The 26,924-nt window shown below is 29.4% G+C and carries 24 protein-coding genes and 1 tRNA gene; 13 read left to right on the top strand and 12 right to left on the bottom strand.

Annotated elements, in window-relative coordinates:
- Window positions 1-18: 18 nt before the first annotated feature.
- The 5 genes from MK083_04160 to rdgB form a co-directional block, all read right to left on the bottom strand.
- Window positions 19-94, bottom strand: a tRNA-Met gene (locus MK083_04160).
- Between the two features lie 100 nt (window positions 95-194).
- Window positions 195-677 carry a cyclic pyranopterin monophosphate synthase MoaC gene (moaC, locus tag MK083_04155; protein ID MCH2673648.1) on the bottom strand — a complete coding sequence of 161 codons (483 nt, stop codon included), beginning with the start codon at window positions 675-677 and terminating at the stop codon, window positions 195-197.
- Window positions 677-1,159 (bottom strand): ribonuclease HI, encoded by a 483-nt coding sequence (rnhA, locus tag MK083_04150; protein MCH2673647.1) that lies wholly within the window; start codon window positions 1,157-1,159, stop codon window positions 677-679. Before rnhA ends, moaC begins: the two co-directional genes overlap by 1 nt.
- Before the next feature lie 3 nt (window positions 1,160-1,162).
- Complete coding sequence (gene moaA, locus MK083_04145) at window positions 1,163-2,176, bottom strand: GTP 3',8-cyclase MoaA (protein ID MCH2673646.1); 1,014 nt, start codon at window positions 2,174-2,176, stop codon at window positions 1,163-1,165.
- A gap of 17 nt (window positions 2,177-2,193) precedes the next feature.
- Window positions 2,194-2,796: an RdgB/HAM1 family non-canonical purine NTP pyrophosphatase gene (gene rdgB, locus MK083_04140; GenBank protein ID MCH2673645.1), complete on the bottom strand. Its 603-nt coding sequence runs from the start codon at window positions 2,794-2,796 to the stop codon at window positions 2,194-2,196.
- A 131-nt stretch (window positions 2,797-2,927) separates the two neighbouring features.
- On the opposite strand from rdgB, the gene coxB reads away from it, so the two are divergent.
- Genes coxB through MK083_04115 form a run of 5 tightly spaced genes read left to right on the top strand, consistent with a single transcriptional unit; the run spans window position 2,928 to window position 7,933 of the window.
- Complete coding sequence (gene coxB / locus MK083_04135; GenBank protein ID MCH2673644.1) at window positions 2,928-4,073, top strand: cytochrome c oxidase subunit II; 1,146 nt, start codon at window positions 2,928-2,930, stop codon at window positions 4,071-4,073.
- Window positions 4,074-4,083: 10 nt separating this feature from the next.
- Window positions 4,084-5,976 carry a cytochrome c oxidase subunit I gene (gene ctaD / locus MK083_04130; GenBank protein MCH2673643.1) on the top strand — a complete coding sequence of 631 codons (1,893 nt, stop codon included), beginning with the start codon at window positions 4,084-4,086 and terminating at the stop codon, window positions 5,974-5,976.
- Window positions 5,977-6,627, top strand: a complete 651-nt coding sequence (locus MK083_04125; protein MCH2673642.1) for a cytochrome c oxidase subunit 3 — start codon at window positions 5,977-5,979, stop codon at window positions 6,625-6,627.
- A gap of 14 nt (window positions 6,628-6,641) precedes the next feature.
- Window positions 6,642-7,079, top strand: coding sequence for a cytochrome C oxidase subunit IV family protein (locus MK083_04120; protein ID MCH2673641.1), 438 nt, complete (start codon window positions 6,642-6,644; stop codon window positions 7,077-7,079).
- 14 nt (window positions 7,080-7,093) lie between these two features.
- Complete coding sequence (locus MK083_04115; GenBank protein MCH2673640.1) at window positions 7,094-7,933, top strand: cytochrome c oxidase assembly protein; 840 nt, start codon at window positions 7,094-7,096, stop codon at window positions 7,931-7,933.
- On the opposite strand, the gene MK083_04110 is transcribed toward MK083_04115, so the two are convergent.
- The 4 genes from MK083_04110 to pheS are packed head-to-tail and all read right to left on the bottom strand — an operon-like array spanning window position 7,930 to window position 13,082.
- Window positions 7,930-8,361: a hypothetical protein gene (locus MK083_04110; GenBank protein MCH2673639.1), complete on the bottom strand. Its 432-nt coding sequence runs from the start codon at window positions 8,359-8,361 to the stop codon at window positions 7,930-7,932. The two genes, MK083_04115 and MK083_04110, sit on opposite strands and share 4 nt — an antisense overlap.
- Window positions 8,362-8,364: 3 nt before the next feature.
- Window positions 8,365-9,675: a molybdopterin molybdotransferase MoeA gene (locus tag MK083_04105; protein ID MCH2673638.1), complete on the bottom strand. Its 1,311-nt coding sequence runs from the start codon at window positions 9,673-9,675 to the stop codon at window positions 8,365-8,367.
- 5 nt (window positions 9,676-9,680) lie between these two features.
- On the bottom strand, window positions 9,681-12,068 hold the full coding sequence (gene pheT, locus MK083_04100) for a phenylalanine--tRNA ligase subunit beta (protein ID MCH2673637.1): 2,388 nt from the start codon (window positions 12,066-12,068) through the stop codon (window positions 9,681-9,683).
- 3 nt (window positions 12,069-12,071) lie between these two features.
- Window positions 12,072-13,082, bottom strand: coding sequence for a phenylalanine--tRNA ligase subunit alpha (gene pheS, locus MK083_04095; GenBank protein MCH2673636.1), 1,011 nt, complete (start codon window positions 13,080-13,082; stop codon window positions 12,072-12,074).
- 429 nt (window positions 13,083-13,511) lie between these two features.
- Between pheS and MK083_04090 the strand changes: the two genes are divergently transcribed.
- Genes MK083_04090 through MK083_04060 form a run of 7 tightly spaced genes read left to right on the top strand, consistent with a single transcriptional unit; the run spans window position 13,512 to window position 19,986 of the window.
- Window positions 13,512-14,447, top strand: coding sequence for an aldo/keto reductase (locus MK083_04090; protein ID MCH2673635.1), 936 nt, complete (start codon window positions 13,512-13,514; stop codon window positions 14,445-14,447).
- A 22-nt stretch (window positions 14,448-14,469) separates the two neighbouring features.
- Window positions 14,470-15,480, top strand: a complete 1,011-nt coding sequence (gene trpS / locus MK083_04085) for a tryptophan--tRNA ligase (GenBank protein MCH2673634.1) — start codon at window positions 14,470-14,472, stop codon at window positions 15,478-15,480.
- Window positions 15,481-15,482: 2 nt separating this feature from the next.
- Window positions 15,483-16,967 carry an anthranilate synthase component I gene (trpE, locus tag MK083_04080; GenBank protein ID MCH2673633.1) on the top strand — a complete coding sequence of 495 codons (1,485 nt, stop codon included), beginning with the start codon at window positions 15,483-15,485 and terminating at the stop codon, window positions 16,965-16,967.
- Window positions 16,964-17,527, top strand: coding sequence for an aminodeoxychorismate/anthranilate synthase component II (locus MK083_04075; GenBank protein MCH2673632.1), 564 nt, complete (start codon window positions 16,964-16,966; stop codon window positions 17,525-17,527). Before trpE ends, MK083_04075 begins: the two co-directional genes overlap by 4 nt.
- A gap of 1 nt (window position 17,528) precedes the next feature.
- Window positions 17,529-18,545, top strand: coding sequence for an anthranilate phosphoribosyltransferase (gene trpD / locus MK083_04070; GenBank protein MCH2673631.1), 1,017 nt, complete (start codon window positions 17,529-17,531; stop codon window positions 18,543-18,545).
- A 2-nt stretch (window positions 18,546-18,547) separates the two neighbouring features.
- The gene (trpC, locus tag MK083_04065) at window positions 18,548-19,333 is read left to right on the top strand and encodes an indole-3-glycerol phosphate synthase TrpC (GenBank protein ID MCH2673630.1); all 786 of its coding nucleotides are present in this window, start codon (window positions 18,548-18,550) and stop codon (window positions 19,331-19,333) included.
- Window positions 19,330-19,986, top strand: a complete 657-nt coding sequence (locus MK083_04060) for a phosphoribosylanthranilate isomerase (GenBank protein ID MCH2673629.1) — start codon at window positions 19,330-19,332, stop codon at window positions 19,984-19,986. Before trpC ends, MK083_04060 begins: the two co-directional genes overlap by 4 nt.
- Here the strand turns inward: MK083_04060 and MK083_04055 are convergent.
- A complete protein-coding gene (locus MK083_04055) occupies window positions 19,978-20,388 on the bottom strand; it encodes a pentapeptide repeat-containing protein (GenBank protein MCH2673628.1) in 411 nt (136 codons plus the stop codon). The genes MK083_04060 and MK083_04055 overlap by 9 nt on opposite strands.
- 94 nt (window positions 20,389-20,482) lie before the next feature.
- Here MK083_04055 and glnA point away from each other — a divergent pair, with 94 nt between their 5' ends.
- Entirely contained in the window at window positions 20,483-21,916 is a 1,434-nt protein-coding gene (gene glnA / locus MK083_04050; GenBank protein ID MCH2673627.1) for a type I glutamate--ammonia ligase, read from the top strand.
- A gap of 18 nt (window positions 21,917-21,934) precedes the next feature.
- Here the strand turns inward: glnA and MK083_04045 are convergent, their stop codons facing one another.
- The gene (locus tag MK083_04045) at window positions 21,935-22,639 is read right to left on the bottom strand and encodes an HAD family hydrolase (GenBank protein MCH2673626.1); all 705 of its coding nucleotides are present in this window, start codon (window positions 22,637-22,639) and stop codon (window positions 21,935-21,937) included.
- Window positions 22,623-26,807, bottom strand: a complete 4,185-nt coding sequence (locus MK083_04040; GenBank protein MCH2673625.1) for a DUF2298 domain-containing protein — start codon at window positions 26,805-26,807, stop codon at window positions 22,623-22,625. Before MK083_04040 ends, MK083_04045 begins: the two co-directional genes overlap by 17 nt.
- Window positions 26,808-26,924 lie beyond the last annotated feature (117 nt).

Here is a 26,924-nt window from a genome sequence, read left to right as displayed (position 1 = left end):
TATTCCCTTTTATTATTTTGGTGGCTACGGGTGGAATTGAACCACCGGCCTAACGCTTATGAAGCGCTCGCTCTAACCCCTGAGCTACGTAGCCAATTGTTACCGAAAAATACTTAGCATTTCATAATCGGTAAACCTTGAAACTTAAATTTTATCATAATGAAAAGTTCAAAAAACTTTGAAAAAACTAGTATCTAATCCCTAATATAAGTTCCTGACTTTCCTCCAGTTTTTTTCTCTAATTGGATTTTATTGATTATTATAGACTTATCCAAAGATTTACACATATCATATATTGTCAAACTCGCTACTGAAACAGCAACCAAGGCTTCCATCTCAACTCCAGTTTTCCAATCAGATGATACATAAGAAATAATTGAAATTTTATTATTAGCATCATCAAATTCAAATGATAAATCAACTTTATTAATTGGAATTTGATGACATAGTGGAATTAGATCATGAGTTTTTTTACTTGCTGTTATTCCAGCAAGTTGAGCTATATTAATCACATTTCCTTTTGTCATCTGATTATCTTTTATCATAAGGTAGGTTTCATTATTAAAAATTATTTCAGAAGAGGCGATAGCTTCTCTTTTAGATATTTTTTTTGAAGATATATCAACCATATTTGCAGACCCATCATTATCTATGTGTGAGAAGTTTTTATGTTCCATTATTCCAATTCTTTCATTTCAAAAATTTCGTCGATTTTTAGATTACTGGACATAGCAGCATCTTTAGCTAATAAATCACATTCTTCATTTTCTAGATGACCTTTGTGTCCCTTAACCCACTTAAATCTTACACTAAGATGATAATCACATTGATCTATTAGTAATTCCCATAAATCTGAATTTAGTGCTTTATTCTTTTTATCTCTCATCCAATTATTTTTTTTCCACTTTTTAGCCCAACCTTTTTCAATACCATCTATTACATACCTTGAATCGGTTGTGATGAGTATATTTTGTGGTCTTTTTAATTTTTTGAGAGCAATTATTGGGCCCAATAGCTCCATTCTATTATTTGTAGTTTTTCTAAAACCTTCAGAGATTTTTATTTGCTTGTCTTTCCATCGCATAATAACTCCAAAGCCTCCTGGGCCTGGATTGCCTATAGAAGATCCATCTGAAAAGATTAATACTTGATTATTCATAAATTATCCTCCGAGTTGAAACATTTCTATTTTTTTATAATTAGATTTGGTCAACTCATTTCTAATTTCAGAATATTTATCTTTTCTTTTTATCCAAATATTTCGAATTAATTCTTTTAATTCTTCATCTGAACAACCTTTTCTTATAGATTCTCTTAAATCAAATCCTGCATTCGCAAACAAACATGTCACAAGCTTTCCATCCATGGTGATTCTAGCACGTGTACATGTTGAACAAAAAGGTTGAGAAACTGACGATATAAATCCAAATTCAGTTGAATATTCTTCAAGGTAAAATCTCTTAGCTACTTCACCTTGATAGTTTGGAGGAATTTTTTTGACTTTATACTTTTTTTCAATTATTTTTAGTATTTCTGTAATTGAAAGAACATCTCTTAGTTCCCAGCCATTTAGATTGCCTACATCCATATATTCAATAAACCTTACTATATTCCCGGAATCTCTAAAATAATCTAGCAGATCAAGTATTGAATGTTCATTTACATTTTTTTGTATTACACAATTTATTTTTATTTTCTTAAAGCCTTTTTTATTTGCTTGATTTATAGCTGATAGCACCTTATTTACATCAAAATCCTGTCCACTCATTTTCTTAAATGTTTTATCATCAATAGAGTCAAGAGACACAGTAAGTCTCTTGAGCCCTGCATCAATTAAGGCATCTAGCTTTGATTCTAAAAGATAAGCATTTGTGGTCATAGCAATATCATCAATTTCATCAATTGTAGATAATTTACTTATTAGTTGATCAATGTTTCTTCGTACGAGAGGCTCTCCTCCAGTTAGTCTGATTTTATTAACACCAAGCTTAGCAAAGCATTCTGCGATTCTAAAAATTTCATCAAAATCTAATAATTCTTCTTTAGGTAAAAACTTAAAAGATTCACCATAGACTTCTTTCGGCATACAATATGTACATCGAAAATTACATCTATCAGTTACAGATATTCTTAGGTCTTTGACAGGTCTATTTAATTTATCTAAAGGCATGTTCATATTCATATAGAACTATATTAAATTATTTTATCCTTAATTAGTTTACTTAAGAATATTTCAATAGATTTTCTTCTATGAGAAATTGAATTTTTATACTCAGTTGTTTTAGATGCCAAAGTATGATTATCTTTATTTGCACAAAAAATTGGATCATATCCAAAACCATTTTTACCTTTTCTTTCAAAAGAAATGTAGCCTCTTAATTCCCCTCTAGAAAAAAATAATTTATTTTTCATAAAACCAACTCCACATATAACTGAAACAAACTTAGCAGATCGTTTATTTTTGGGAATTTTGTGCATTTTTCTAAGAACAAGATCAAGCCTTTCATCATCATTCAATGATGCGCCTCCATATCTTGCAGAATAAACCCCAGGTTCTCCATTAAGAGATTCTATTACCAGACCAGAGTCTTCAGAAATTGTGGGTAAGGAAGAAATTTTATTATAGTATTTTGCCTTAATTTCGGCATTTCTTTCAAAAGTAGATCCAGTTTCTTCTACATCGGAAGAGATTTTTAGATCATTTAAGGTTACTATCTCAAAAAAAAATTTTGAATTAAATATGTCTTGAAACTCCTTAACTTTACCTTTATTAGTGGTCGCGACTAAAATTTTCATATATTTTTTTACTTAATTACAATAATTCATAATAAATGCTATAATTTTTCCTGTCTAAATGAGATAAAAAAATATTACAATTATAATTAATAAAAAAATTTTCAGGAATAATTTTAAAAATAAATTAATTTATGTTGAGTAAAAGAATAAGACTTATATTCAGTTTGTCAGCAGTAATGGCATTATCAGCCCTACTTATGGCATGTAACCCCGAAGGACCTCAGTCAACCTTTGATGCGCAAGGTCCTGTATCTGAAATCCAGAAAAATCTTTTTTTATTTACATTTTGGATAGCTGTAATTGTTTTTGTAGTTGTTGAAGGAGCAATACTTTTTGTTACTTTCAGGTACAGAAGAAAAAATGATGACCTTCCTGTACAAACTCATGGTAACCTAAAACTTGAAATTACTTGGACTATTATTCCTGCGATAATAATTGTGATTATTGCTATACCAACTGTTATTGGTATTTGGCAAACTCAAGTAATGCCTGATGAAGATGAATCTCTAGTTATAAATGCAGTTGGTCACCAGTGGTGGTTTGAGTTCAACTATCCTTCTGAAGAAGTAGTAACTTCTAATGAGCTACACATTCCAGAAGATACTGATATTATTGTCAAAATTGAATCTCAAGATGTCTTACATTCATTTTGGATCCCTAAAATTGCAGGTAAAGTTGATATGGTTCCTAACCATGAAAACCAACTTTGGATTAAAGCTGATAACCCTGGCTTATACTACGGTCAATGTGCAGAATTTTGTGGTGTTGCGCATGCAATGATGAGATTTAGGGTTATTGTACATACAAATGAAGATTATCAAAACTGGTTAGAGTATATGAGAACTCCTCCTCAGCAGCTTGTGAGTGGTTCTGATGAAGATGAAGGAAGGAAACTTTTTGTAGGAAATTGTAGTATGTGTCATACTTATGATTCCTATAAAAAAGCAGCATATCATAAGGAGCTTAACTCTCAATATAACCGATGGGAAGAGTGGAAAAAAGATAAAGAAAATTCTGCTATAGTTTCTGCTCCGAATCTTACCCACTTTGGAGGAAGAATTACTCTAGGAGCAGGTCTTCAAGAAAATAATTATGAAAATCTTGTTAAGTGGATAGAAAATCCTGATAGTATAAAAATTGGAACAAGAATGAAAAATCATGCCGCTATTTATACAACTGAAAATAAACTTTCAGATATTGAAATTGAACAGATTGCAAAGTATTTATTAAGTCTAAAGCCATCAGATGAATCTATGGCGACATACAATAAGGATTAAAGAGGATATTATGAGTAGTATAACCGGGCCAAAACAATTTCAAATTCCTAGAATTTTTCCTAGACCTTCTGCTCATAGCGGTTTGTGGTACTGGCTTGGAACTGTTGACCATAAAAAAATTGGAACAATGTATGGTATTGTTTCTTTTTTTTGGTTCATTATGGGAGGTATAGAAGCTTTACTTATTAGAGTTCAATTATCACATGCAGAAGCCTCTATTATAAGTCCTGAATTATATAATCAGCTCTTTACTATGCATGGCACAACTATGGTTTTCTTGGTTGTTATGCCTCTATCTGCTGCTTTCTTTAATTGGCTTATACCTTTGCAAATTGGAGCTAGAGATGTAGCATTTCCAAGACTAAATGCTCTAAGTTTATGGGTATTTGTATTTGGTTCAATCCTTATGAATGTGAGCTGGTTTACAGGTGAAGCTCCAAATGGTGGTTGGTTTGGATACCCACCCAATTCTACAGTTCAGTTCAATCCTGGAAATGGTATGACATTCTGGGTATTAGGGTTAAATGTATTAGGTATAGCATCTATAGCTGCAGGTTTAAATTTCATAGTAACAATTATCAATATGAGAGCTCCTGGAATGACTCTTATGAGAATGCCAGTATTCACATGGATGACATTTATTACATCTATATTAATAGTACTAGCATTGCCAGTTCTTGGTGTAGCAGGAATACAGATGACTGCTGACAGAGTATATGGAACAAATTTCTTTAATTCAGAAGCAGGTGGAGATCCTATCTTCTGGCAGCATATATTTTGGCTTTTTGGTCATCCTGAAGTATATATATTAATACTTCCAGCCATGGGTATTGTTTCAGAAGTTTTGCCAACATTTTCAAGGAAGCCTTTATTTGGATATACTTTTATAGTATTTTCTGGAGCTATTATTGGATTTATGGGGTGGTTTGTATGGAGTCATCATATGTTTACAGTAGGATTAGGCCCAGCGGCAAATACAGCTTTTACTATTTCCACAATGCTTATTGCAGTGCCTACTGGTGTAAAAATATTTAACTGGATTGCAACTTTATGGGGAGGATCAATTAAGTTTACGACATCTATGTTATTTTCTATCGGCTTTATTGCTATGTTTACCATTGGTGGACTTTCAGGAGTTACCCATGCAGTCTCACCTTCTGATGCACAGCAACAAGATACATATTATGTGGTTGCACATTTCCATTACGTTTTGTTTGGTGGAGCTATTTTTGCGATTTTTTCAGGTATATATTTTTGGTGGCCAAAATTTACTGGCTGGTTTCTTGATGAAAAAATAGGAAAAATTAACTTCGTGCTGATGCTTATAGGCTTTAATCTTCAATTTGCTCCAATGCACTGGGTTGGACTAGATGGAATGCCTAGAAGAATATATACATATGCAGAAAATATGGGATGGGAATTATCTAATTTAGCTGCTACTACAGGTGGTTTCCTTATAGCAGTTTCTATTTTAGTATTTTTAGCAAATGTTTATATCTCTAGTAGAAGAAAGATTATTGCAGGAGGAGACCCATGGGATGCAAGAACTTTGGAATGGTCAATTTCTTCACCACCTCCACACTATAATTTTGTAGAGTTACCAAAAGTCGAACATATTGATGATTGGTGGTATAAAAAGTATCCTGAACTATTAGAAGGTAGCCCTAAAAAAACTAATCTACCTTCTGCTCAAGTTGAGGACACTACAGGTGTTGACGAATCAAAAATACATTTGCCAGATTTGTCATATTATCCCTTTTTTATTGGTGTAGGCTTGTCAATTGCTGCATTGGGAGTTCTTTACTCCTATGCATTAGTGACAATAGGATTAATTTTAGTCTTTTGGGGATCTATCGGATGGAGTACAGAGCCTGTAAACGAACCTCATGAGGGAGCGCATTAAATGTCAAGCGAAGGAATAACAGTTCACCACGGTGAAGAAATAAATAATTCAACTGGAGTCAGTAATAAAAAATTATTAATGTGGGCATTTTTAGGTTCTGATGTTATGTTTTTTGGGACATTTATTGGAACTTTTATGGCTTATAGAAATAAAAGCTTGGTGGGGCCATATCCTGAGGATACATTAGATATTCCTATCACTTCAGTTAGTACATTTGTACTATTAATGAGTTCACTTGGAGTAGTTCTTGCTTTACATTATTTGAAAGAATCTAAAATAGGATTAGCAAAATTGTGGCTTTGGCTAGTAATAATAATGGGCTGTATTTTTATGGGATTTCAAGTTTATGAATTTTCACATTTTGCTCATATTGGTATGACTCCGCAAGTTAATTTATTTGGATCTACTTTTTTCACATTAACTAGTCTTCATGGAGCCCATGTAAGTCTAGGTATTCTTTGGTTGGCATTCTTACTTTATAATGAATATAATGGCAACCTTACAAGCGAAAATGCCATCGATCTAGAATTAGCTGGTTTATACTGGCATTTTGTTGATATAGTATGGATTATTATTTTTGGATTATTATACCTAATCACCGCCGGTGATGGGGTTCCACCCGGTGGAGTTCCATGGACTGGAGGGCACTAAATAGGAGAAGAAAAGTGTCGTTACTAAAAGATTTATTTCATCATGACGGAAATGGTTGGTGGAAAATTCCTAAAACAGCAGAAGCTGAATCAAACCCTCCACGAGAACATCCTTTTGGAGGATTAATTAATTTTACTAAAAACTTTCTTACATATATCACTTCTGGTAAGGGTCATGCTGGTCCTGGTTACTACTGGACAATTGCAGGTATATTAGCAGTAATAACGCTCATAGAAGTGTGGTGGTTTGATGTTGAAGCATTGAAATACCTACTTGTTCCAGCTATGTTAGGATTTTCTTTAGTAAAATTTATTCTTGTTGTTGCATTTTTTATGCATCTAAGATTTGATAATAAAATGTATTCTACAGTTTTTGTAACTTGCATGATTATAGGAATCATAATATTTACTCTATTTTTATTCCTTTCTGCTTTTCATGGTTTTGGCAACTAACGAACAAAATTATTTTGAATAAAGAAATAGGATTTTCAGAATTTATAACTTCATGGGATTATAGCTCTTATTTTTTCTATTTTCTTATAATCATATTTCTTATATACATAATTGGCTCAGTAAGACTTTTATCTATTTCAAAAAATAAAATTCAAAAAATAAAATTTTATAGAGGTTTTTTAGGTTATATTCTTCTAATATTTTCACTTGTGGGACCAATATCAGCTTTTGAAGATACATTTTGGATTCATATGATTCAACACTTAATACTAATTATGTTGGTTCCTCCTCTGATATTAAGCGGGCTTTTATTTTCTGCAAATTTATGGTTTTTCCCAAGAATAATTAGAATTGGATTTGCAGATTTTCTTAGACCTAAAAAGATTTTTAGAAAAATTCTTAATATAATCACTTCTCCTAAATTTGGTCTGATTTTTTATATTATTTCACTTTGGACTTGGCATCTTCCTATTTTTTTTAATTATGCTCTAGAATATCCTGTAGTTCATAACTTTGAACACTTATCTTTTTTCATTAGTGGAATATTATTTTGGTGGCCTGTAATCGGATTGAGTATTGGAGCGAAGAAAATTTCAATTCCTATGAGAATTGTATATTTACTTCTAGCTGTTACCCCAACTGCAGTTGTTGCGGCCTTTATAACTCTTTCTGATTCAGTTATTTATGGAGACGACATTCCTAGATTATTAAACATTTCAGCGATAGAAGATCAAAAAATAGGTGGTCTAATTATGTGGATACCAGGAAATACTATATTTATAGCAACCTTAACAGTGTTGTTTTTTAAGTGGTCTTACAAACAATCGAAGGAATCTAGAAAATATAAAGGTTAATCAACCTGAGAAATAAAATACTCATTACTAACATTAAGCATGGTACTAATTGTTTCATTAGTATAAGACTTTAGATATATAACAGTAGCCCAAGCTTTTTTCAAGCTTTGTTCCATTTCAGATATACTCATAGGATTATTATGATTAAGTATTAATATTCTAAAAACTGCTTCAATTAAAGAAGTTCCTGGAAGAACAAACTTTTTCAAGAGAAAATCTTCTTGAGAATCATCAGTATCATTTTGTATTTTAGCAATTTCATCATATATCTGATCTGTAGACATATTCATTAATTCTTTTTTTTTCTTATTATTATTGAAAAATTTTTCTATCACCAAAAAATTAAAAGATAGATTTGAATCTGCAAATTTTTCAATATTTATTTGATATTTTTCTAATCCAATTGCACTTTCATTATTTATTGTCATAATCTAATCCTTATTATTTAGTATTTCTGAAATTTCATCATTCCAGGTAAACATTTCAACATCGACTTTTTCACCTCTCTTAATTATATCAATATCTGATGGACATATTCCAAAGCCATTGGCCTCATGCATAGAAGTCAACACACCAGAACTTTGATTCGTTATAGGAACTGCTATAGTTTTTTTAGAATTTTTATCAACAAAGACTTTCACTCTTGCATACAATCTTCTGCCGTCATGATTTATAATATCTGAGTCTAAAATAGCTTTTATAATAGGTCTATCCCTAACCTCTTTACCTTTCATTTTATCAATAGCATATCTACCAAATTTTTCAAAAGCTATCATAGCACTAACAGGATTACCTGGTACCCCTAAAAGTGGAATTTTTTTACCTTCAATATCTATAATTCCAAATGCAAGAGGTTTGGCAGGGCGCATATTAACTGACCAAAGATTTATATCTCCATTTTTATCTAAAACATCCTTAACAATATCGTAGTCACCTTTTGATACTCCTGCAGATGTCACAATTAAATCCACATTTTTTAGTTTTGAAAGTTTTTTTTCAAGATCTTCAACTTGATCTTTAGCATGTTTTTGAATTAAAGGAATTCCTCCATATTCATTTACTAACGATGATAACGTATAAGTATTAGAATTATAGATCTTTCCTAATTGATTCTTTTCACCTGGCTCAATTAGCTCGTCTCCTGTAGACAATATACCAATAACTGGTTTTCTTATTACAGAAACCTTACTTAGACCGATAGATGCTAACATTCCAATAGTTGCTGATGTTATTATTGAGCCTTTATTTATAATCACATCTCCTTCTTTTATGTCTTCACTTTTTTTTCTTATATTTTCATTATTTTCTACTTTAATTTTTATCCCGATTGAATTCTTATCAGTATTTTCTAACTCTGTAGTATCTTCAAATGGAACTACAGCATTTGAGCCACTAGGTATAGGGGCTCCTGTCATTATTCTTGAAGCTTGTCCAGATGATAAAGTTAATTCAGGCATTGAACCTGCAGGTATTTCTTCAATTACTTTCAAATAAACAATATTTTTATCATTAGCTTTCTCAACATCGGATTTGATTATTGCATATCCATCCATAGCTGAGTTATCCCAGGGAGGAACATTTATATCCGAAATAATATCTTTAGAAACAACACAACCTAAAGATTCTAATATATCTATATTTTTTGGTTCAAGAGTAGAAAATTTAGATAATATTTTATCTCTTGCTTCTTCTACAGAAAGCATATCTGCATGATAGTGGGATTTCCTTATTTTATTATTCATTATGACTATTCTCTTATATATGCATCTAAATGTTTATTTAATTTAGAGAGTATATTTCCTTCAATTTTATCTAGATTTTTTGATGATAAAGTATTTTCAAAAGATTGATAACTAATTCTTATAGAAATGCTCTTCTTATTTTGAGGAATTTCATTACCCTCATATGAATCTATAATTACGGTATCAACTGCGTATTTATCTAATAAGATTATATTCTTTATTTCTTCATACTTAACCTTTTTATCTACAATCAACGACAGGTCTCTTAGAGCATATGGAAAACTAGAGAACTCTTCATATTTATATTCAGATTTGGATTTAATTATCAATCCTAAATCAATTTCAAATATAGAAGCATTCTTAAAATTAAAGTCCAAATCTTCTAATAATTCAGATGATATTTCACCAATAAATCCTATATCTTTTCCAATTTTTTTATTATAAAGTTTTGCTGACCTATTATTTAGAAATATTTGACTATCATAATCTTTAGTCTGTATATCTATATTAAATTTCTTAGATATAAACTCAACTATTCCTTTTACATCATAGTAATCAACATATTCTTCTTTTTTATTCCAATTTAATTCATTCCTATATCCAGTTAAAATTCCAGAGACCATTGTTTTTTCATGTACTTCAGATTTATTTTTGAAGAATACATTACCAATTTCAAATAATTTTATAGGTTTTTTCCAATTATGTGTGTTCCTTGAAGCATTAAGTAATAATGAGGGAATTAAGCTTTGTCTTAAGTATGAATGCTCATTAGAAATAGGATTATCTAATTTAATAAAATCTCCATTATTATGAATATCTGGTGTTAATTTAATTAATTTTTCTGATGTAGCTGAGTATGAAATTGTTTCACTTAACCCTATTCCAACAAGAATATCTTGCAAAAAAATTTTTGTATCATATTCTAAATTGGGCTCCCATTTAGGAATTTGTCCAGATAAAAATGACAAAGGGATTTCATCATAACCTATAATTCTTGCAATTTCTTCATGAAGATCCTCTGAAATATTAATATCTGATCTCCAAAATGGCTTATTTACATACCATTTAGATTTATCAGAATTTATCTCAAATTGAAAATCTAAGTTTTCTAGTGTTTGGCTAATTTTTTCATCATCTATTTCTAGCCCTAAATGATTTTTTATTTTTTCTTTACTCAAAATAATAGATTCGTTATTTTTTGGATATTTATATATATCTTCAATATGATTTCTAATTTTTCCACCTGCTATTTTGAGTATAAGGTCAATAGCTCTAGATAATGCATATTCAGTAAGTTCTGGATTTAAGTTTCTTTCAAATCTGATAGAAGCTTCAGTAGAAAGATTTAGTCTTTTTGAAGTATTTCTAATTAAACTTGGATTAAAATTTGCTGACTCTAAAAAAATACTAGTAGTTTTATCATCTATCTCAGAATTTGATCCCCCCATTATTCCGGCTAATCCTATTGAGTTTTTTTCATCTGCAATTACAATACTATTTTCAGGTAGCTCCCTATTTTCTCCATCAAGTGTTGTAATTTTTTCTTTACTTTTTGATTTTCTTACATATATCTTATTTCCATATATTTTTGACAAATCAAATGCATGCAGAGGTTGCCCCATCTCAAACATTACAAAATTAGTTATATCTACAATATTATTTATTGGCCTCTCACCAATAGATAAAAGCCTTGATTTTAACCAATCTGGAGATTCAGATATCTTAACTGAATCTATGATTACTCCAGAATATCTAGAACATATTTGTTTATCTAAAATATTAACTATTCCATTAGAGTTATCAATTTTATAGCTATTCTTATACTCAAAATTCACCTTACTAGAAAATTTTGCCGATAAATCTCTTGCCAAGCCAACAATTGATAGACAATCAACCCTATTAGGAGTCACATCAATATCAAATACTGTTTCTGCAAAATACTTTGATATAGAATCCCCAACTAGAAAATCATCCTCTAAGACCATTATTCCATCATCATTTTCACTTATTCCAAGTTCTTTTTCTGAGCAGATCATTCCCTCAGATATTTCTCCTCTAATTTTAGATCTCTTTATTTCTATAAAGGAATCTTTACCATTTGGTAGTTTAGTACCCATGGTAGCTAAGAATATTTTTTGACCTTCTCGTATATTAGGGGCTCCACATACTATTTGGAGATCTTTTTTACCATCAAAAACTTGTGCTAATTGAAGCTTGTCTGCATTAGGGTGAGAGCGGATATTTTTTATAGTAGCCACAACTACTCCTTTGATATTTCCTCTGATTTCAACTGATTCAACTTCATTTCCGATCATAGTTAGATTTTCAGAAATCTCTTCATCTGATTTATTAAAAGTTATGTATTGTTTTAACCAACTAATTGGAAGTTTCATAATTTATTTTACAAATTGACTTAGGAATCTAAGATCATTTACATGAAAGTGCCTAATATCTTTAATTTTATTTTTTAACATAGCGACTCTCTCAGGACCTATTCCAAAAGCGAACCCACTAAATTCATTAGGGTCATAGCCTACGCCAGTTAGAACTTTAGGATGCACCATACCAGCTCCCAAAATTTCAATCCATTTCCCATCCCAAAAAATAGACATATCTACTCCAGGTTCAACAAATGGGAAAAAGTCGCATCTAAATCTAACTTTTTGATCAGAACCAAAAATTTTTCTAGCCATCTCAAATAAAGTTCCTTTGAGTTCTGAAAAAGAAATATTTTTATCAATTGCTAAACCTTCAATTTGATGAAATTCCCACTCATGAGTTGCGTCTGTTGCTTCATACCTATAGCATTTACCAGGAACAACTACTCTTATAGGAGGGTCTTTTCTTTCCATAATCCTAGCCTGCATAGGGGATGTATGAGTTCTAAGAAGATGCTTCTCACCATTTGTAGAAGCATTAAGCCAAATTGTATCCCATTGATCTCTTGCTGGATGGTCAGATGGTATATTCAATAAATCAAAATTGTACTTTTCAGTTTCAATTTCTTTACCTTCTAAAATTTCAAATCCCATGGATCCAAATGCATTACAAATCTCTCGAATTATTAGAGTTGTTGGATGATAATTTCCCATTTCTAATAGTAATCCAGGTAATGAATTATCAAAATTATCATTTGGAGTAAGATTTTGAATAAGTTTATTTTTTCTATCTGAAAACTTTTGGTTAAGAATAACTTTTAATTCATTTATCTTGGGTCCCACTAATCTTTTCTCTTCATTGGTTATAGTTGTTAAGACTTTCATTAGTGATGATAATTTACCATTTCGACCCAGATAATTGATTCTCCAAGATTCTAAGTCATCACTATTAGTTACATTGTCCAAATCGCTGAAGGCAATTTGCCTTAGGTCTTCAATTTCTATTAATGCAGATTCAGTATTACTCAAATTTTTATCCTCTTGATTACCATAAATTATATTTCATATATGATCAAAATTTATATTAAAAAGATGAAATTTATAAAATCTTAGTTCATTTATTTTAATTTATTTACTTTACTAAAGTAGTATTTTAGTTTGAAATAGTATATAAACTATAAATAACCAATGGTTAATTATCCAAAGGTTTAAATGGAAGCTTATTGGCATGAAAGGTAATAGGGAACAGACTGAGTCTTACCTCTAATTAATTACTATGAAAAATGGTAAATCTGCTAATCAAGGTATACACCTCATTTGTGAAATAAACATTTTCATTATTGGCAAAGCCGTATTTAGCTCATAGTTTTTTTATGAAATTTACATATTTTTATTTAGTACAAATTGCAAAAAAAACGGATGTTTTTTTTGCAATTTTGTTTAAAAAAGGAATTGAAAATGGAAAATAATATATTTGGAAAAACCGATATAAGTGTAAGTAAACTTGGTTTAGGCTTAGCTCAAGTAGGATTTCAACTAGGATTTGATGGATATAAAGAAGCTGATAGTATATTAAACTTTAGTCTTGATAATGGTATAAATTTTTTAGATACTGCTGCTATGTATATTGACAGTGAGTCAATTGTAGGAAAATCAGTAGGGCATCGAAGAGATGAATATTTCTTAGCAACCAAAGCAGGTACAGGAAGAACTACTTCTCCAGATTCAGAATGGACTTATGAAAAAATTAAAACTTCTGTAGAGAAAAGCTTAAAAAATCTAAAAACAGATATTATAGATTTAGTTCAATTACATTCATGTGAAACTCATCTTTTAGAACAAGGAGACGTAATTAGGGCCTTGCAAGACTGTAAAGTAGAAGGTAAAACTAAGTTTATTGGATACTCCGGTGATAATGAAGCTGCAGAGTGGGCTGTAAAATCGAACCTATTTGATACTCTTCAAACTAGCTATAGTATTGCTGATCAAAGAGCTCGTACGAAAAATATTTTATCAGAAGCTAAATCAAGAAATTTAGGAGTAATTGCAAAAAGACCCATAGGAAATGCAGCTTTATTAGGAGTGAAAAATCATAAAAATAATGCAACTCACGAATCATTTGGAAGCGCCTACGAAGAATACTTTAATAGAGCTCTAAGTATGTCCGATAGACTAGAAATCAACTTAAGTAATATTGATACCATAGGTCTATCAATGGCATTTTCTCTCTTAAGAAATGAAATTCATGTATTGATCATAGGTTCAAAAAATTTATCTCATGTTAGAGAAAATATAAAATTCATGTCTGAAAAAATTGATAAATTCAAAAATAACGTAAAAGAGTATGAAAATATATTTGAAAAATTAGATGAAAATTGGAGACAATTAACATAACGATACCTAGAAATAATTATCAATGGGAAATAAAAAAAGAATACTTACAGGAATTAGGCCTACTGGAGCATTGCATTTAGGTCATTATGTTGGAGCTCTACATAACTGGATTTCGCTTCAAAATGAATATGATTGCAATTTTTTAATAGCCGACTATCAAGCTTTAGGAGACCATTTCAATGATATAGAACTTATAAAAAAATCAGTGATAGATGTGACTCTTGATTGGCTATCAGTTGGATTAGACCCTGATAAATCAAACTTTGTAATACAAAGTTACGTACCAGAACATGCAGAATTATCAATGCTTCTATCCTTTGTAACACCTTTAGGAATGCTAGAAAGAAACCCTACACTCAAAGGAGAACTGGATTCTCTTCCAGTTGAAAGAAGAAGTGCTGGTTTTTTTAATTACCCAATCAGTCAAGTTGCAGACATACTTTTACCCAGAGCTCATCTAGTTCCAGTTGGAGAAGATCAGGCACCACATTTGGAAATGTCACGTGAAATAGCTAGAAAATTCAATAATATGTATGGTTATGTTTTCCCTGAACCTGAAACTTTGATAGGAAAAGTTGGAAGGCTCTCTGGAATCGATGGAAAAGGGAAAATGAGTAAGAGTCAAGGAAATGTAATTCTACTTTCCGATACTAAAGAGTCTGTAGAAAAAAAAGTAAGAAGTATGTATACAGATCCAAATAGAATTAGAGCTGATATACCTGGAAAAATAGAAGGCAATCCGGTTTTTCAATATCTTGATGCTTTTACAGAAAATGATAAAAAAGTAGAAGAATTTAAAGAAAGATATACTACTGGAAATATTGGAGACGTAGAAATCAAGAACTATTTGTCAAATACTCTTAATGATTTCTTGGAACCAATTAGAGAAAAAAGAGCTCATTTTGAGAATAATATTAATCTTGTAGAAGATGCTTTGGATAATGGAGTTTCAAACGCTAGAATTATCGCTAATGAAACTATGGAACTTGTACGTGATAAAATGAAAATCTCATCGTATAAAAAAGTTTGGTAGATATGTTAGACTCTCCAAAATTTAATGATTTTATAGAAAAATCAAAAAAATATAATCTTATTCCGGTTTATCAAGAAATTAGAGCTGATCTTGAAACTCCTTTATCTATTTATATAAAACTATCAGATAACAAGTACTCATTTTTACTAGAATCTATCACCGGTGGAGAAAATCTAGCTAGATATTCAATTATTGGAACTAACCCAAGAAAAGTTATAAAAACTGGGAAGAATGAAAAATATGGAGAAATTGATCCCTTAGAAATAGTTAAAGAAGAAATTAAGTCATTTAAGGTACCTGAAATTGAAGAGTTGCCTGTCTTTACTGGTGGAGCAGTAGGCTATTTATCTTACGAAACTGTTTCATATTTTGAGGATACTGTTACAAAGAAAAAAAAATCTAATTTAGAAGTACCAGAATCCATTTTTCTTATTACTGATTCTTTAGTTGTTTTTGATCATGTTAAGCAGACTATTTTTATAGTAAATTACGCAAAAATAGAAGAAAATTCTGATCTAGAAAAAGTTTTTTTAGAATCTCAAAAAAAAATTGATGATATCTACGTAAAAATTAGAAAGCCCATTACAGATAAATTTAATAACATTTCAAATATCAATAATTCATCCGATAAATCTAATAATGAATTAGTTGATGAATATCAAAAAAATATGACTAAAGAAGAATATAAAAGTGCTATCGAAAAATGTATAGAAAATATTTACTCAGGCGAAATTATACAAGTTGTGTTTTCTCAAAGATTATCAAAGAAAACTAAAGCGTCTGCAATAGAAATATACAGATGTTTAAGAACAATAAACCCTTCACCATACATGTTTCTACTAAATCTTGATGATTTTCATATCTTAGGAGCGTCTCCAGAATTGCTGGTTAAGTCTTCCAATAAACAAATTAGTGTTCACCCTATAGCAGGTACAAGACCAAGAGGATCAGATTCAATAGAAGATGAATCAATTGCTGAAGAGCTTATTAATGATGAAAAAGAATTAGCAGAACACTTAATGCTGCTGGATTTAGGCAGAAATGATGTTGGAAGAGTTTCAAAACCAGGATCTGTAAGTGTAAATCAAAAAATGGAAATTGAAAAATATTCTCATATTATGCACATAGTATCTAATGTTACAGGCGAACTAAAAGATGATTTAGATGAATTCGATGTCTTAAGGGCCGCTTTCCCTGCTGGCACAGTTTCAGGAGCTCCAAAGGTTAGAGCAATGCAACTTATATCCGATCTAGAACCTGAAAAAAGAGGTCCATATTCAGGAGGAGTAGGATATTTCTCATATAATGGAAATATGGATACATGTATAGCAATTAGAACACTTGTATTAAAAGATAGCACAGTATACATCCAAGCAGGTGGAGGAATTGTTGCAGATTCTCAAGTAGAAAATGAGTATGAAGAGACGTTAAATAAAATGATGGCATTAATAAAATCGGTAAATGAAGCGGAAAGCAATTTAGAATGATTATATTATTAGATAATTACGATTCTTTTACTTACAACTTATATCAATTTCTGAGTGAACTTAATCAAAATGTTTTAGTAATTAGAAACGATAAAACAACAGCGGAAAAAATAGAAGATTATAACCCTAGTCATTTAGTCGTTTCTCCAGGACCTTCGAATCCTGAAAATGCAGGAATTTCGAAAGAAGCGATAGAGTTTTTTTCAACTAAAATACCTGTTTTAGGAGTGTGTTTAGGACATCAATGCATAGGAAATACTTATGGAGCAAATATTGTTCAATCAAAAGAAATAATGCATGGTAAAAAATCTTCTATCACTCACGATGAGAAGGGTATATTTAAGAACATACCTAATCCATTTAATGCTGTAAGATATCATTCACTAATTATTGAAGAAGCCACCTTATCAGATGAATTTGATATTTCAGCAAGAAGTGAGTCAGGAATAATCCAAGGAATAAGGCATAAAAAGCTCTCAATAGAAGGCGTTCAATTCCACCCTGAATCAATCGAAACTGAGAATGGGAAAGATATACTCAAAAATTTCATAAGTTTATAAAATGAATATTATAGATTTAATTAAAAAAGTTTCATCTAATAAAAATCTAACCTTTGAAGAATCTAAATTTTGCATGAAAGAGATAATGTCAGGTAAAATTCTTGCTTCGCAATTTGGGGCCTTAATGTCATCTATGGCTATAAAAGGAGAGACTTCTGAAGAAATAGCCGGTATGGCCTCAATTATGAGAGAATTTTCTGTAAAAATAAAATCCAAACCAAATGCTATTGATGTATGTGGTACTGGTGGCAGTGGTTTGAAATGGTTTAATATTTCTACAGCTTCAGCAATTCTAATATCTTCATTAGGAATACCTGTCGCAAAACATGGGAACAGAGCTATGTCAGGTAATTCAGGATCAGCGGATGTTCTTGAAGAATTAGGTGTAAATATTCTTATTGATAGCGAAAAAGTAGAAAAGTGTTTACATGAAATAGACCTGACTTTTATATTTGCTCAATCATTCCATCCTTCAATGAAATTTGCTGCTCCATTAAGACGTGAGATAGGTATCAGAACAATTTTTAATTTTCTAGGGCCTTTGACAAATCCTGCTGGTGTAAAAAAACAGATCATTGGAACTACGAATAATAATATTGCAAAAAAATTAGCAGAAGCAGCTAAGATTCTAAATTCAGAAAGAGTAATAACTGTTAGTGGCGATTCAGGAGCAGATGAAATTGAAATAGATAACGTAACAAAATTATACGATTCAAGAAATAATTTCAAGGAAGAAACAATAGATTTTCAAAAAGGATATGAATCAAAATACTTAGTAGTTAATTCTCCAAAAGAATCAGCTAGAAAAATTATCAATACCTTTGAATTAGTTAAAGAGCCTTCAGAAGAAGAAGAAAAGTCAGTACTCCATTCTATATTAATAAACTCTTCTGTTGCACTTTATCTTGCTGATATTGAGTCTAGTATTGAAGAATGCTATTACGTAGCTAAAGAAAATGTTCTAAACGGTAATGCAAAAACTAAACTCAAAAATCTTATCAATTTGACTAACAAATAAATATGGGAATATTAGAAGAAATAGTTAAAAAGAAAAAACAAAGGCTTGAAATCAAAAAAAAAGTCTTATCCTTACTTGAGTTACAAAGCTTAAGTCCAAATTATGATGAAATCTACAATCTAGAAAATATATTTCAAAAAAAAAATATCCTGATTTCAGAGATGAAAAGAAAATCACCATCTGGAGGAGTTTTAGATAAAGACTTAATACCCAAGAATCAAGCAAAAATTTATATTGAATCAGGCACTGATGCTATATCTGTTTTGACTGAAGAAGATTATTTTGAAGGAAGCAATGAAGATCTAATTAATGTTCTAGAAATATCAAAGCCAAAAGAAATTCCTGTTTTACAAAAAGATTTTATTTTTGATGAATATCAAATTTATGAGGCGAGATATTTAGGAGCAGATTGCATTCTACTTATAGCAAGAATACTTGATGAAAATGAATACTTAAGACTTTATGAAATAGCAAAAGAAATAGGATTGAGTGTTATTGTAGAAGTCCATAATCTAAAAGAGCTTAATATGGCATTAAAAACTGATATCAATATTATAGGTATAAATAACCGAGATCTTGATAATCTCACAACTAATTTAGAGAATTTTGAAAAAATTTCTAAATATATTCCTACTGGTATTTATAAAATTGCAGAGAGTGGAATAAAAAACTCACAAGATGTCAAAAGAATGATAGATTCTGGAGCCAATGGTTTGCTTATTGGAGAATCAATTATTAAATCAAATAATATTAGAAAAATAATTTCAGAAATATCCGTAAATAAATGAAAGATAATAATCCAAAAATTAAGATTTGTGGAGTGAAAAATAATGATATAGCAAAACTATTGATTGATTTAGATGTGGATTTTATTGGACTGAACTTTATCAAAAAATCAATTAGATATTTAGATGAATTTACAGCAAAATCTATTTCTAAATATATTGATAAATATAGAAAAGAAAAGAAAGCTAAAATTCAAAAAGTTGGATTATTCCTTGATGAAAATGTAGAAAAAATGAATGAAATTTCTAAAAAATTTAATCTAGACCTAGTACAACTATGTGGGAATGAAAATACTGAATATATTTCAAAATCATTGATACCTGTAATAAAAGTGATTCATATTATAGAAAATATGAGCATAGAAAAATTAGGAGAAAAAATAGAATCTTTTTCAAAAGTTTCAGAATTCATCATTTTGGATACATATTCAGATACTGCAGCAGGAGGCACCGGAAAAACTTTCGATTGGTCTAAATATAAAAAAATTTTCAACAAAAACATAATAATAGCTGGTGGTCTAAATCCAAATAATATCAATAAATTTATAAATCAATATAACCCTTGGGGGATAGATGTTTCTTCAGGAGTAGAATCAAATAAACAAAAAGACTCTAATAAAATAAATCTTTTCGTAAAGAACAGTCAACTAATCTAGTCTAAATCCAACTGGCCATCTAACTTTTTGAATCTTAGCTAAATGAAAATTACAGTTTATAATTTTAGAATTTGTAAATACGCATCGATATAACCAAGCATTTTCAAAGTTTACATCAATGCATATTGATCTTGATAAATTTGCTCTGTACAAAGCAGATTTGATAAACATTGAACCCGTAAAATTAACTCCTAAAGCAGATACTTCTGATAAATCTGAATTAGAGAAATCACAATTTATAAATTTTGAATTGTTAAATGATGATTTTGAAAATCTCCATCCAGAAAAATCTACACCTTCAAATGAGAGGTTACTTAGATCAAATCTTTTGTTAGGATTTTTCTTGATCCAATCATTTATATAATTCTTACCTAATTTAACGATTTTTTCTTCTTTATTCATAGTTTGATATTTAGTTTGATATTTATTTACAATTTTGTAACACATACTAGTTATTATAGAATAACAATTATTATTTTAAGACAGGAGTTTCTAAATGGCTAATGAATCTAAAGAAGCACTAAAATTAATGCAAGATAATGGATGCGATGTACTAGATATAAAATTTATCGATCTGCCAGGTATATGGCAACATGTTTCCGTTCCTATAAGTGAAGTTACGGATAGTCTTTTTGCTAACGGTACAGGATTTGACGGATCAAGTATTAGAGGTTTTCAATCCATTGATGAGTCTGATATGCTTTTAGTACCAGATAAGTCTACAGTAAAGATTGATCCATTTGTTGACGGTCAGGTTACAGTTATCGCTGATATTAAAGATCCAGTATCTGGCGAGCTTTACTCTAAAGATCCAAGAAATGTAGCCAAGAAAGCCCAAGAATATCTCAAGAGTACTGGGATTGGAGATACTTCCTTTTGGGGTCCTGAAGTTGAATTCTTTATTTTTGATTCTGCTAGTTTCGATTATGGACCTAATCATGGATTCCATCATGTTGATTCTGATGAAGGAATATGGAATTCAGGTGAAAGCCATATGTTAGATGGAGTTACATTAAATAAATCTCATAGACCTAGACATAAGGGTGGATATTTTCCTGTTTCTCCTGTTGATACTCAACAAGGTATTAGAAACGAAATGATAAGAGTTATGCAGGATTCATTCGGTATAAAAGTTGAAAAACAGCACCACGAAGTTGCTACAGGTGGTCAAGGTGAAATTGATATAGTTTACAATACTTTACTAGAAACAGCTGATAATGTAATGGCATATAAGTATGTTGTAAAAAATGTTGCTAAAAGACATGGAAAAGTAGCAACATTTATGCCTAAGCCAATTTTCGAAGATAATGGTACGGGTATGCATACACATCAGTCTATTTGGAAAGATGGAAAGCCTTTATTTGCTGGAGATCTTTATGGAGGATTTTCCCAATTAGGATTAAATTATACGGGAGGATTAATAAAGCATGGAAAAGCACTAATGGCTTTAGCTGCTCCAACCACTAATTCTTATAAAAGACTTACACCAGGCTTCGAAGCTCCAACTATTTTAGCTTTGTCTGCTAGAAATAGATCGGCTGCTTGTAGGGTTCCTATGTATTTCCAAAATCCTGCAGCAAAAAGAATTGAATTTAGATCAGCTGATCCTACTTGTAATCCTTACCTAACTTTCTCAGCGATGTTATTAGCAGGTTTAGATGGTATTGAAAATGGTTACGATCCAGGCGATCCATTGGAACAGGATTTATTTGAAATGCCAGCTGAAGAGCAAGCAAAGTTACCACAGGTACCTTCAAGCCTTGAAGAAGCCTTAAATGCTCTAGAAGAAGACCATGACTTTCTACTTAAGGGAGGAGTCTTTACAGAGGATATTATAAGATCATGGATTGATTTTAAGAGAGAAAATGATGTTGATCCAGTTAGATTAAGACCTCATCCGTATGAGTTCTATCTATCTTTCGACGCGTAAATTTATTGTCTTGATGGTCTAAAATATTTTTTTTAGACCATCAAGATTAGAAATCTTTTCTGATAAATTGAACTCTTTGTAGTGATTATACCTATCTATCAGTATGGGAGTAATTCCAAAATCTTTAGCTCCTTTTATGTCAGATTCAATTTGATCTCCCACTAAATAAGAATTTTTTTTCTTTGCTCCTGATTTTTTAAGACAATATTCAAAAATCTTTGGATTAGGTTTTTCTGATTTACAATCATAAGAGGTAATTATAAATTCTAAGTGTTTTTGAAGTTTTAGGTCCTGAATTAATTTTTTACCTGATATATTCATGTTAGTAATTCCTGCACAAATAATCTTTTTGTCTCGTAGATACTCAAGGTTCTCATACACATCTGAAAAAATTTTCAATTCATACTTTTCTTTAGATATTTCATCCCATATTTCTAAAGTTTTATTTTTATCAATAAATATATTATTTTTTTCTAATATTTTGCTTTCATAAGCGGAAAAAAATATCTGAAGTTCATTTTTATTCATTAATCTAAGAGGCTTAACCTTCTTTTGATAAACCATAAACTCATCAGCTTCTTTATAACCACTTAAGATTTGAGATTCAGATAAGAAAATATTATGTTTACTCAAAATTTTTCTTTGTATTTTTTCTCTTTCAGGGTAAAAACCCGCGAGAGTTCCATAAATATCAAAAAATATAGACTTATTGTTTATATTCATAAATTATATAATCACTACTGTTATAAATTTCATTAATTTTATTCTTCATATTTTGATTAAATCTTATGTTGAAATCTGGATAATGTATTCTTTCAATAGGTCCAAATATGATCAGTTCTACTGAGTAATAATCTAAAAAGTCTTCTAAGTATTGTAAGGAATTTGTTGAATAAAATTCATCAATCTGCTTTTTTCTTAAATTTACCATATCAGGACTTAAGGATCTTTGTTGTTTTTGATGCCAATCCCAACCTAAAACAGAAGGGAGTCCTGTATTTATAGATATATTCGAGGACCAGGTATATAGATCCTTAGAAGCTTCTATAATTATTGGATTACCTTGAACATTATTATTAATCCATTGTGTAGCAAAATATGTGCTAGATAAATCTATTGAACTTCCAGTTTGCAAGTAAGTAGAAGTCTTCATATAATCTATTCCATCAAGACCCTTATAATCATTATTAAATCTATCTAAAATTCTTGGCCTAATTGAATAAATAGGATAAATCATTCCTACAAAAACTAGAACAGAAATAAGTGATAAAGTTAGACTCTTAATTACTTTTTTATCTATTTCCTGAAAAATAATAGGAATTAGTAAAGATACTCCTAAGTTAAGTAGTATCCAAGACTGGAAATGAAACTTAAATACAGTATTCATCCTATTGATATCATCATTAATAACAAAAATATCTGTAAATATTGGTAAAGATAATCCTAGAAAAATCAACAAACTTATCCAGAGAAATAACTTTGAATCGCCTTCAAATAAAACCAGCTTTATTACTGCAATCGATAGAATGAAAACAATTAAAATTGAAAAAAGCAGAATTGTAAAAAGCTGAAGAATAATTAGTATTGAAAAATATAGAATAAAAATAATAGACAGAGCTAAAATTTTATATCTTAAAAATTTTAAGTTTATTTTAGGAAAAAATATTCTCTTACCAAATAAATTCTTTAGATAAATAAAAGAGAATAAAAATATTATAATTATAGGCAAATATGATATTTGAAATATTGAAAAAATTGGTGTTTGCCAGCTTGAAAAAGAAATACCTAAATTTGGCATAATAAAATTTTTCTCAAAATCATAAAAAAGTATTTTAGTCATAAAAAAGTAAAATGATCCATAAATAACAAGAAACCTAAACTTTTCTAGTTTCTGGGCTCCTGAAAATAAAGTTGAAAATATTATAGAAATGAAAACAATTGTAATTGAAATTGGATAATCCCAAGTATTTGTTGCTTGAATTGATCCGGTTATTAGAGCTAAGTAACTTAGAATGATTAAATTTTTATACACATAATTATTATTAAAAAACTCATAATAAAAAATAAATGAAACTGTAATTAATGAAATTAACAAAGGTATACTAAGCAAATGAGCATGTAAATCTGCAAATAAAAATGTAAAAAAAGGAAATTCATTTATTTCTAATCCAGAAGAATTCATAGAAATTATTCTAGTACTTCTCCAATAGTCAAAGAAATCTTGTCTATCAAAAATTATATTTATTAGCTGAATTAATCCATCAATATTTCCAAAGATAAGAACAGAAAAAAGAGCAAAGAATCCAATATATAGAGGAGTCTTAAACCAATTAGCATCTATACCCCTTGCTTTTTTGTAAAGATATACAAAACCTGAAGAAAATCCAAAAATAATTGAACCTGTATAAGCAAAAAAAGTTGGAATAGCTAAATTGTAGCTAATATTAGTTGGTATTCCTGTTAATTTAACTAAGACTGAAACAATAAATTGTCCAAAGTAGTAATAATTTAAGGAGTAGCCTGAAAACCATGGATCAAAAGGAGGCATATCAAAAGATCTTACAATAGCATTCAAATAAGCTAAGTCCATTGGCTTCTCACCTCCTCTATGAGGATGCCAAAGATCAGGATTTAGGATTCTTATTATTATTCCTAAGGAAATTAATAATAAGAATAATAACTCTACTGTAAGAATTTGTTTATAGGATCTTTTTATATAAAAATTAATTTCTTGCTTATTTCTAAAATAAATGAAAAAAGAAATTACAAATGTAATCATTAATACAAATAAAATATCAGTAAGCTTAAAATCTATAAAATCATAGGATGTAAGAATCCAAATAATGTAAGAAAAAGATAGTAATCCAAAAAATTTATAAAAAGAAAAACCAAAATCCGGAAAATTTATAAATAACTTATAAAAAATAGGCACAGACAAGTATCCCAGTAAACTAATTATAACTATCCATGAAATAACCTTTAATATATCCGTATTACCATCTTGATACATTTGGGAATTAAATATATTTTTTTCATTTATTGAATTATTTTTGGGGTATTTTTTATAATAATCCTCAGAGAAAAAATTAAATTGGAAGTTATCATTTGAATTTGTAATATTGGAGATTTCAAATAGCTGTTCCTTAGTATAATTTTTATTATTTTTGAAAATTATCACATTTGGATGGTCATAAACAGAAAAACTTTCATCTGAAAATCCTAAATCTATATTTATTAGGAATTTATCCTCATAATTTGAAATTTTTTCAGGCTTAATAATATTTATCCTTTCAAAATAATTTTCTGAATAATTTATAGATAACCAATTCATAGATTGTTTTTGAAAATTAACTATTTCAAAACCTAAAGATCCATCAAATAATTTTTCATAAAATAAATAAGAGGCAGGATATCTTTCTTCTAAACGAGGAATTGTTCCATATAGCCTATTTGAAAAAATAACATAATAATCTGCTGATGATAAATTTGAAAAAATTTTATCGAACTTATCTTCAGAATCCATATTATATAACTCCAAACGTTCGTGAACTAAATTTATTTTTGAAGAGTTTGGAATAGATTCTTCCCAATGGTCCTGAACTACAGAAATTTTAGAGCTATTATTTTCCTCTAACCACTTAGATGCTAAAACAGCTGGATGATCAGTAAGGTATATTCCATTTATAAATGAGATTGAGAAGTGAATTATTGGAACCAGTAACAACAATAACAATAAATATCTTACGTAAAAATATTTTTTTGAGAATTGTAATATTTTTTTATTTAGGTCTCTTAATAAAACCGTTCCAAAAAGAACTAAAAAAGGAACTACAGGTAAAAAGTATCTCATAAATTTCACCTGAAAGTTGCCATTTATAATTACATAAATAATAACCCATAACAGGATCATGAAACCTAATTTGGATTTATATTTGTAAGTATAAAAAATAAAATAAATAAATCCTAAATAACAAATAGTTCCAAGTATAGGTCCTAGTCCCCATTTAAATAATTGATCAAATTGATAAACATAATTCCAAGTATTTTCGTATTGCCTTGTGTAAGGAAAATCATAAATACCTCTTACCATCTTAGATTGTTCTAAGATATGAGAAATATAGGTAGAGTAATCCAAAAACATATAAGGTTGAAAAATAGCCAAAAAGCATATTACAGAAAAAAAGAAAATTAATAATAATTTTAGGAATTCATATCTAGAAAGATAATTTGACCTGTAAACAAAAAAATAAGAAAAAAATATTGGAATAATAGATGGTAAAAAAGAAAATTTGAAAGCCAAACCCATTGAAAAAAATAGGGCAAGAAAAATTGATATCTTAGTTGTTGGATTTTCAATATTCTTATAACTTGTGATAATCAAAATAATTATGAAAAATGTAATAAAAATATCAGTAGTATAAAAATGACTATTTTGAATATTTATTACTGAAAAAGTAAGAAATATTCCTGATAAAAAGCTCCATTTTCTACCAACAAAAAAACTAGATAAAATTGTTATAAAAACAACTGATAATGAATCTATAATTATGGAAAAAAGTCTACCAGGATATCTTAGTTCATAAATATCTAAGTTATAAAAAAAACCTATAAGTATTGAAGATAATTTTAAGAAATATATAGGTAACGAACCATAATTAAACCATTGAGGATTTATAGAACTTTTACTTGCATCAAAAATTTCAAATCCCCTTGATAAAGAAGAGAAACTAATCTCGTATGTATGCATAAGAATTGCTCTTTCATCAGGATGAAAAAGAAACCCATCATCCCAATTTAGACCTATTATTCTTATAAAAAAAGAAAATAAAAATAATAATAACAATCCGAAATAATAATTAGTATAAAATTTATTCTTATATAAAAGATTCATAAAATATTTTTTGCTGATGAAACATCTATCATAATTATTTTATGTCATAAGAAAAAATATTTATTCATTTATGACAAACTAAACTATCTCTAACGTTATTCAAAAATTGGCTAAAAT

It is taken from the genome of Dehalococcoidia bacterium, assembly GCA_022451965.1.
Taxonomy (GTDB): domain Bacteria; phylum Chloroflexota; class Dehalococcoidia; order Lucifugimonadales; family Lucifugimonadaceae; genus TMED-70.
This window is presented reverse-complemented; position numbering and strand designations above follow the sequence as displayed.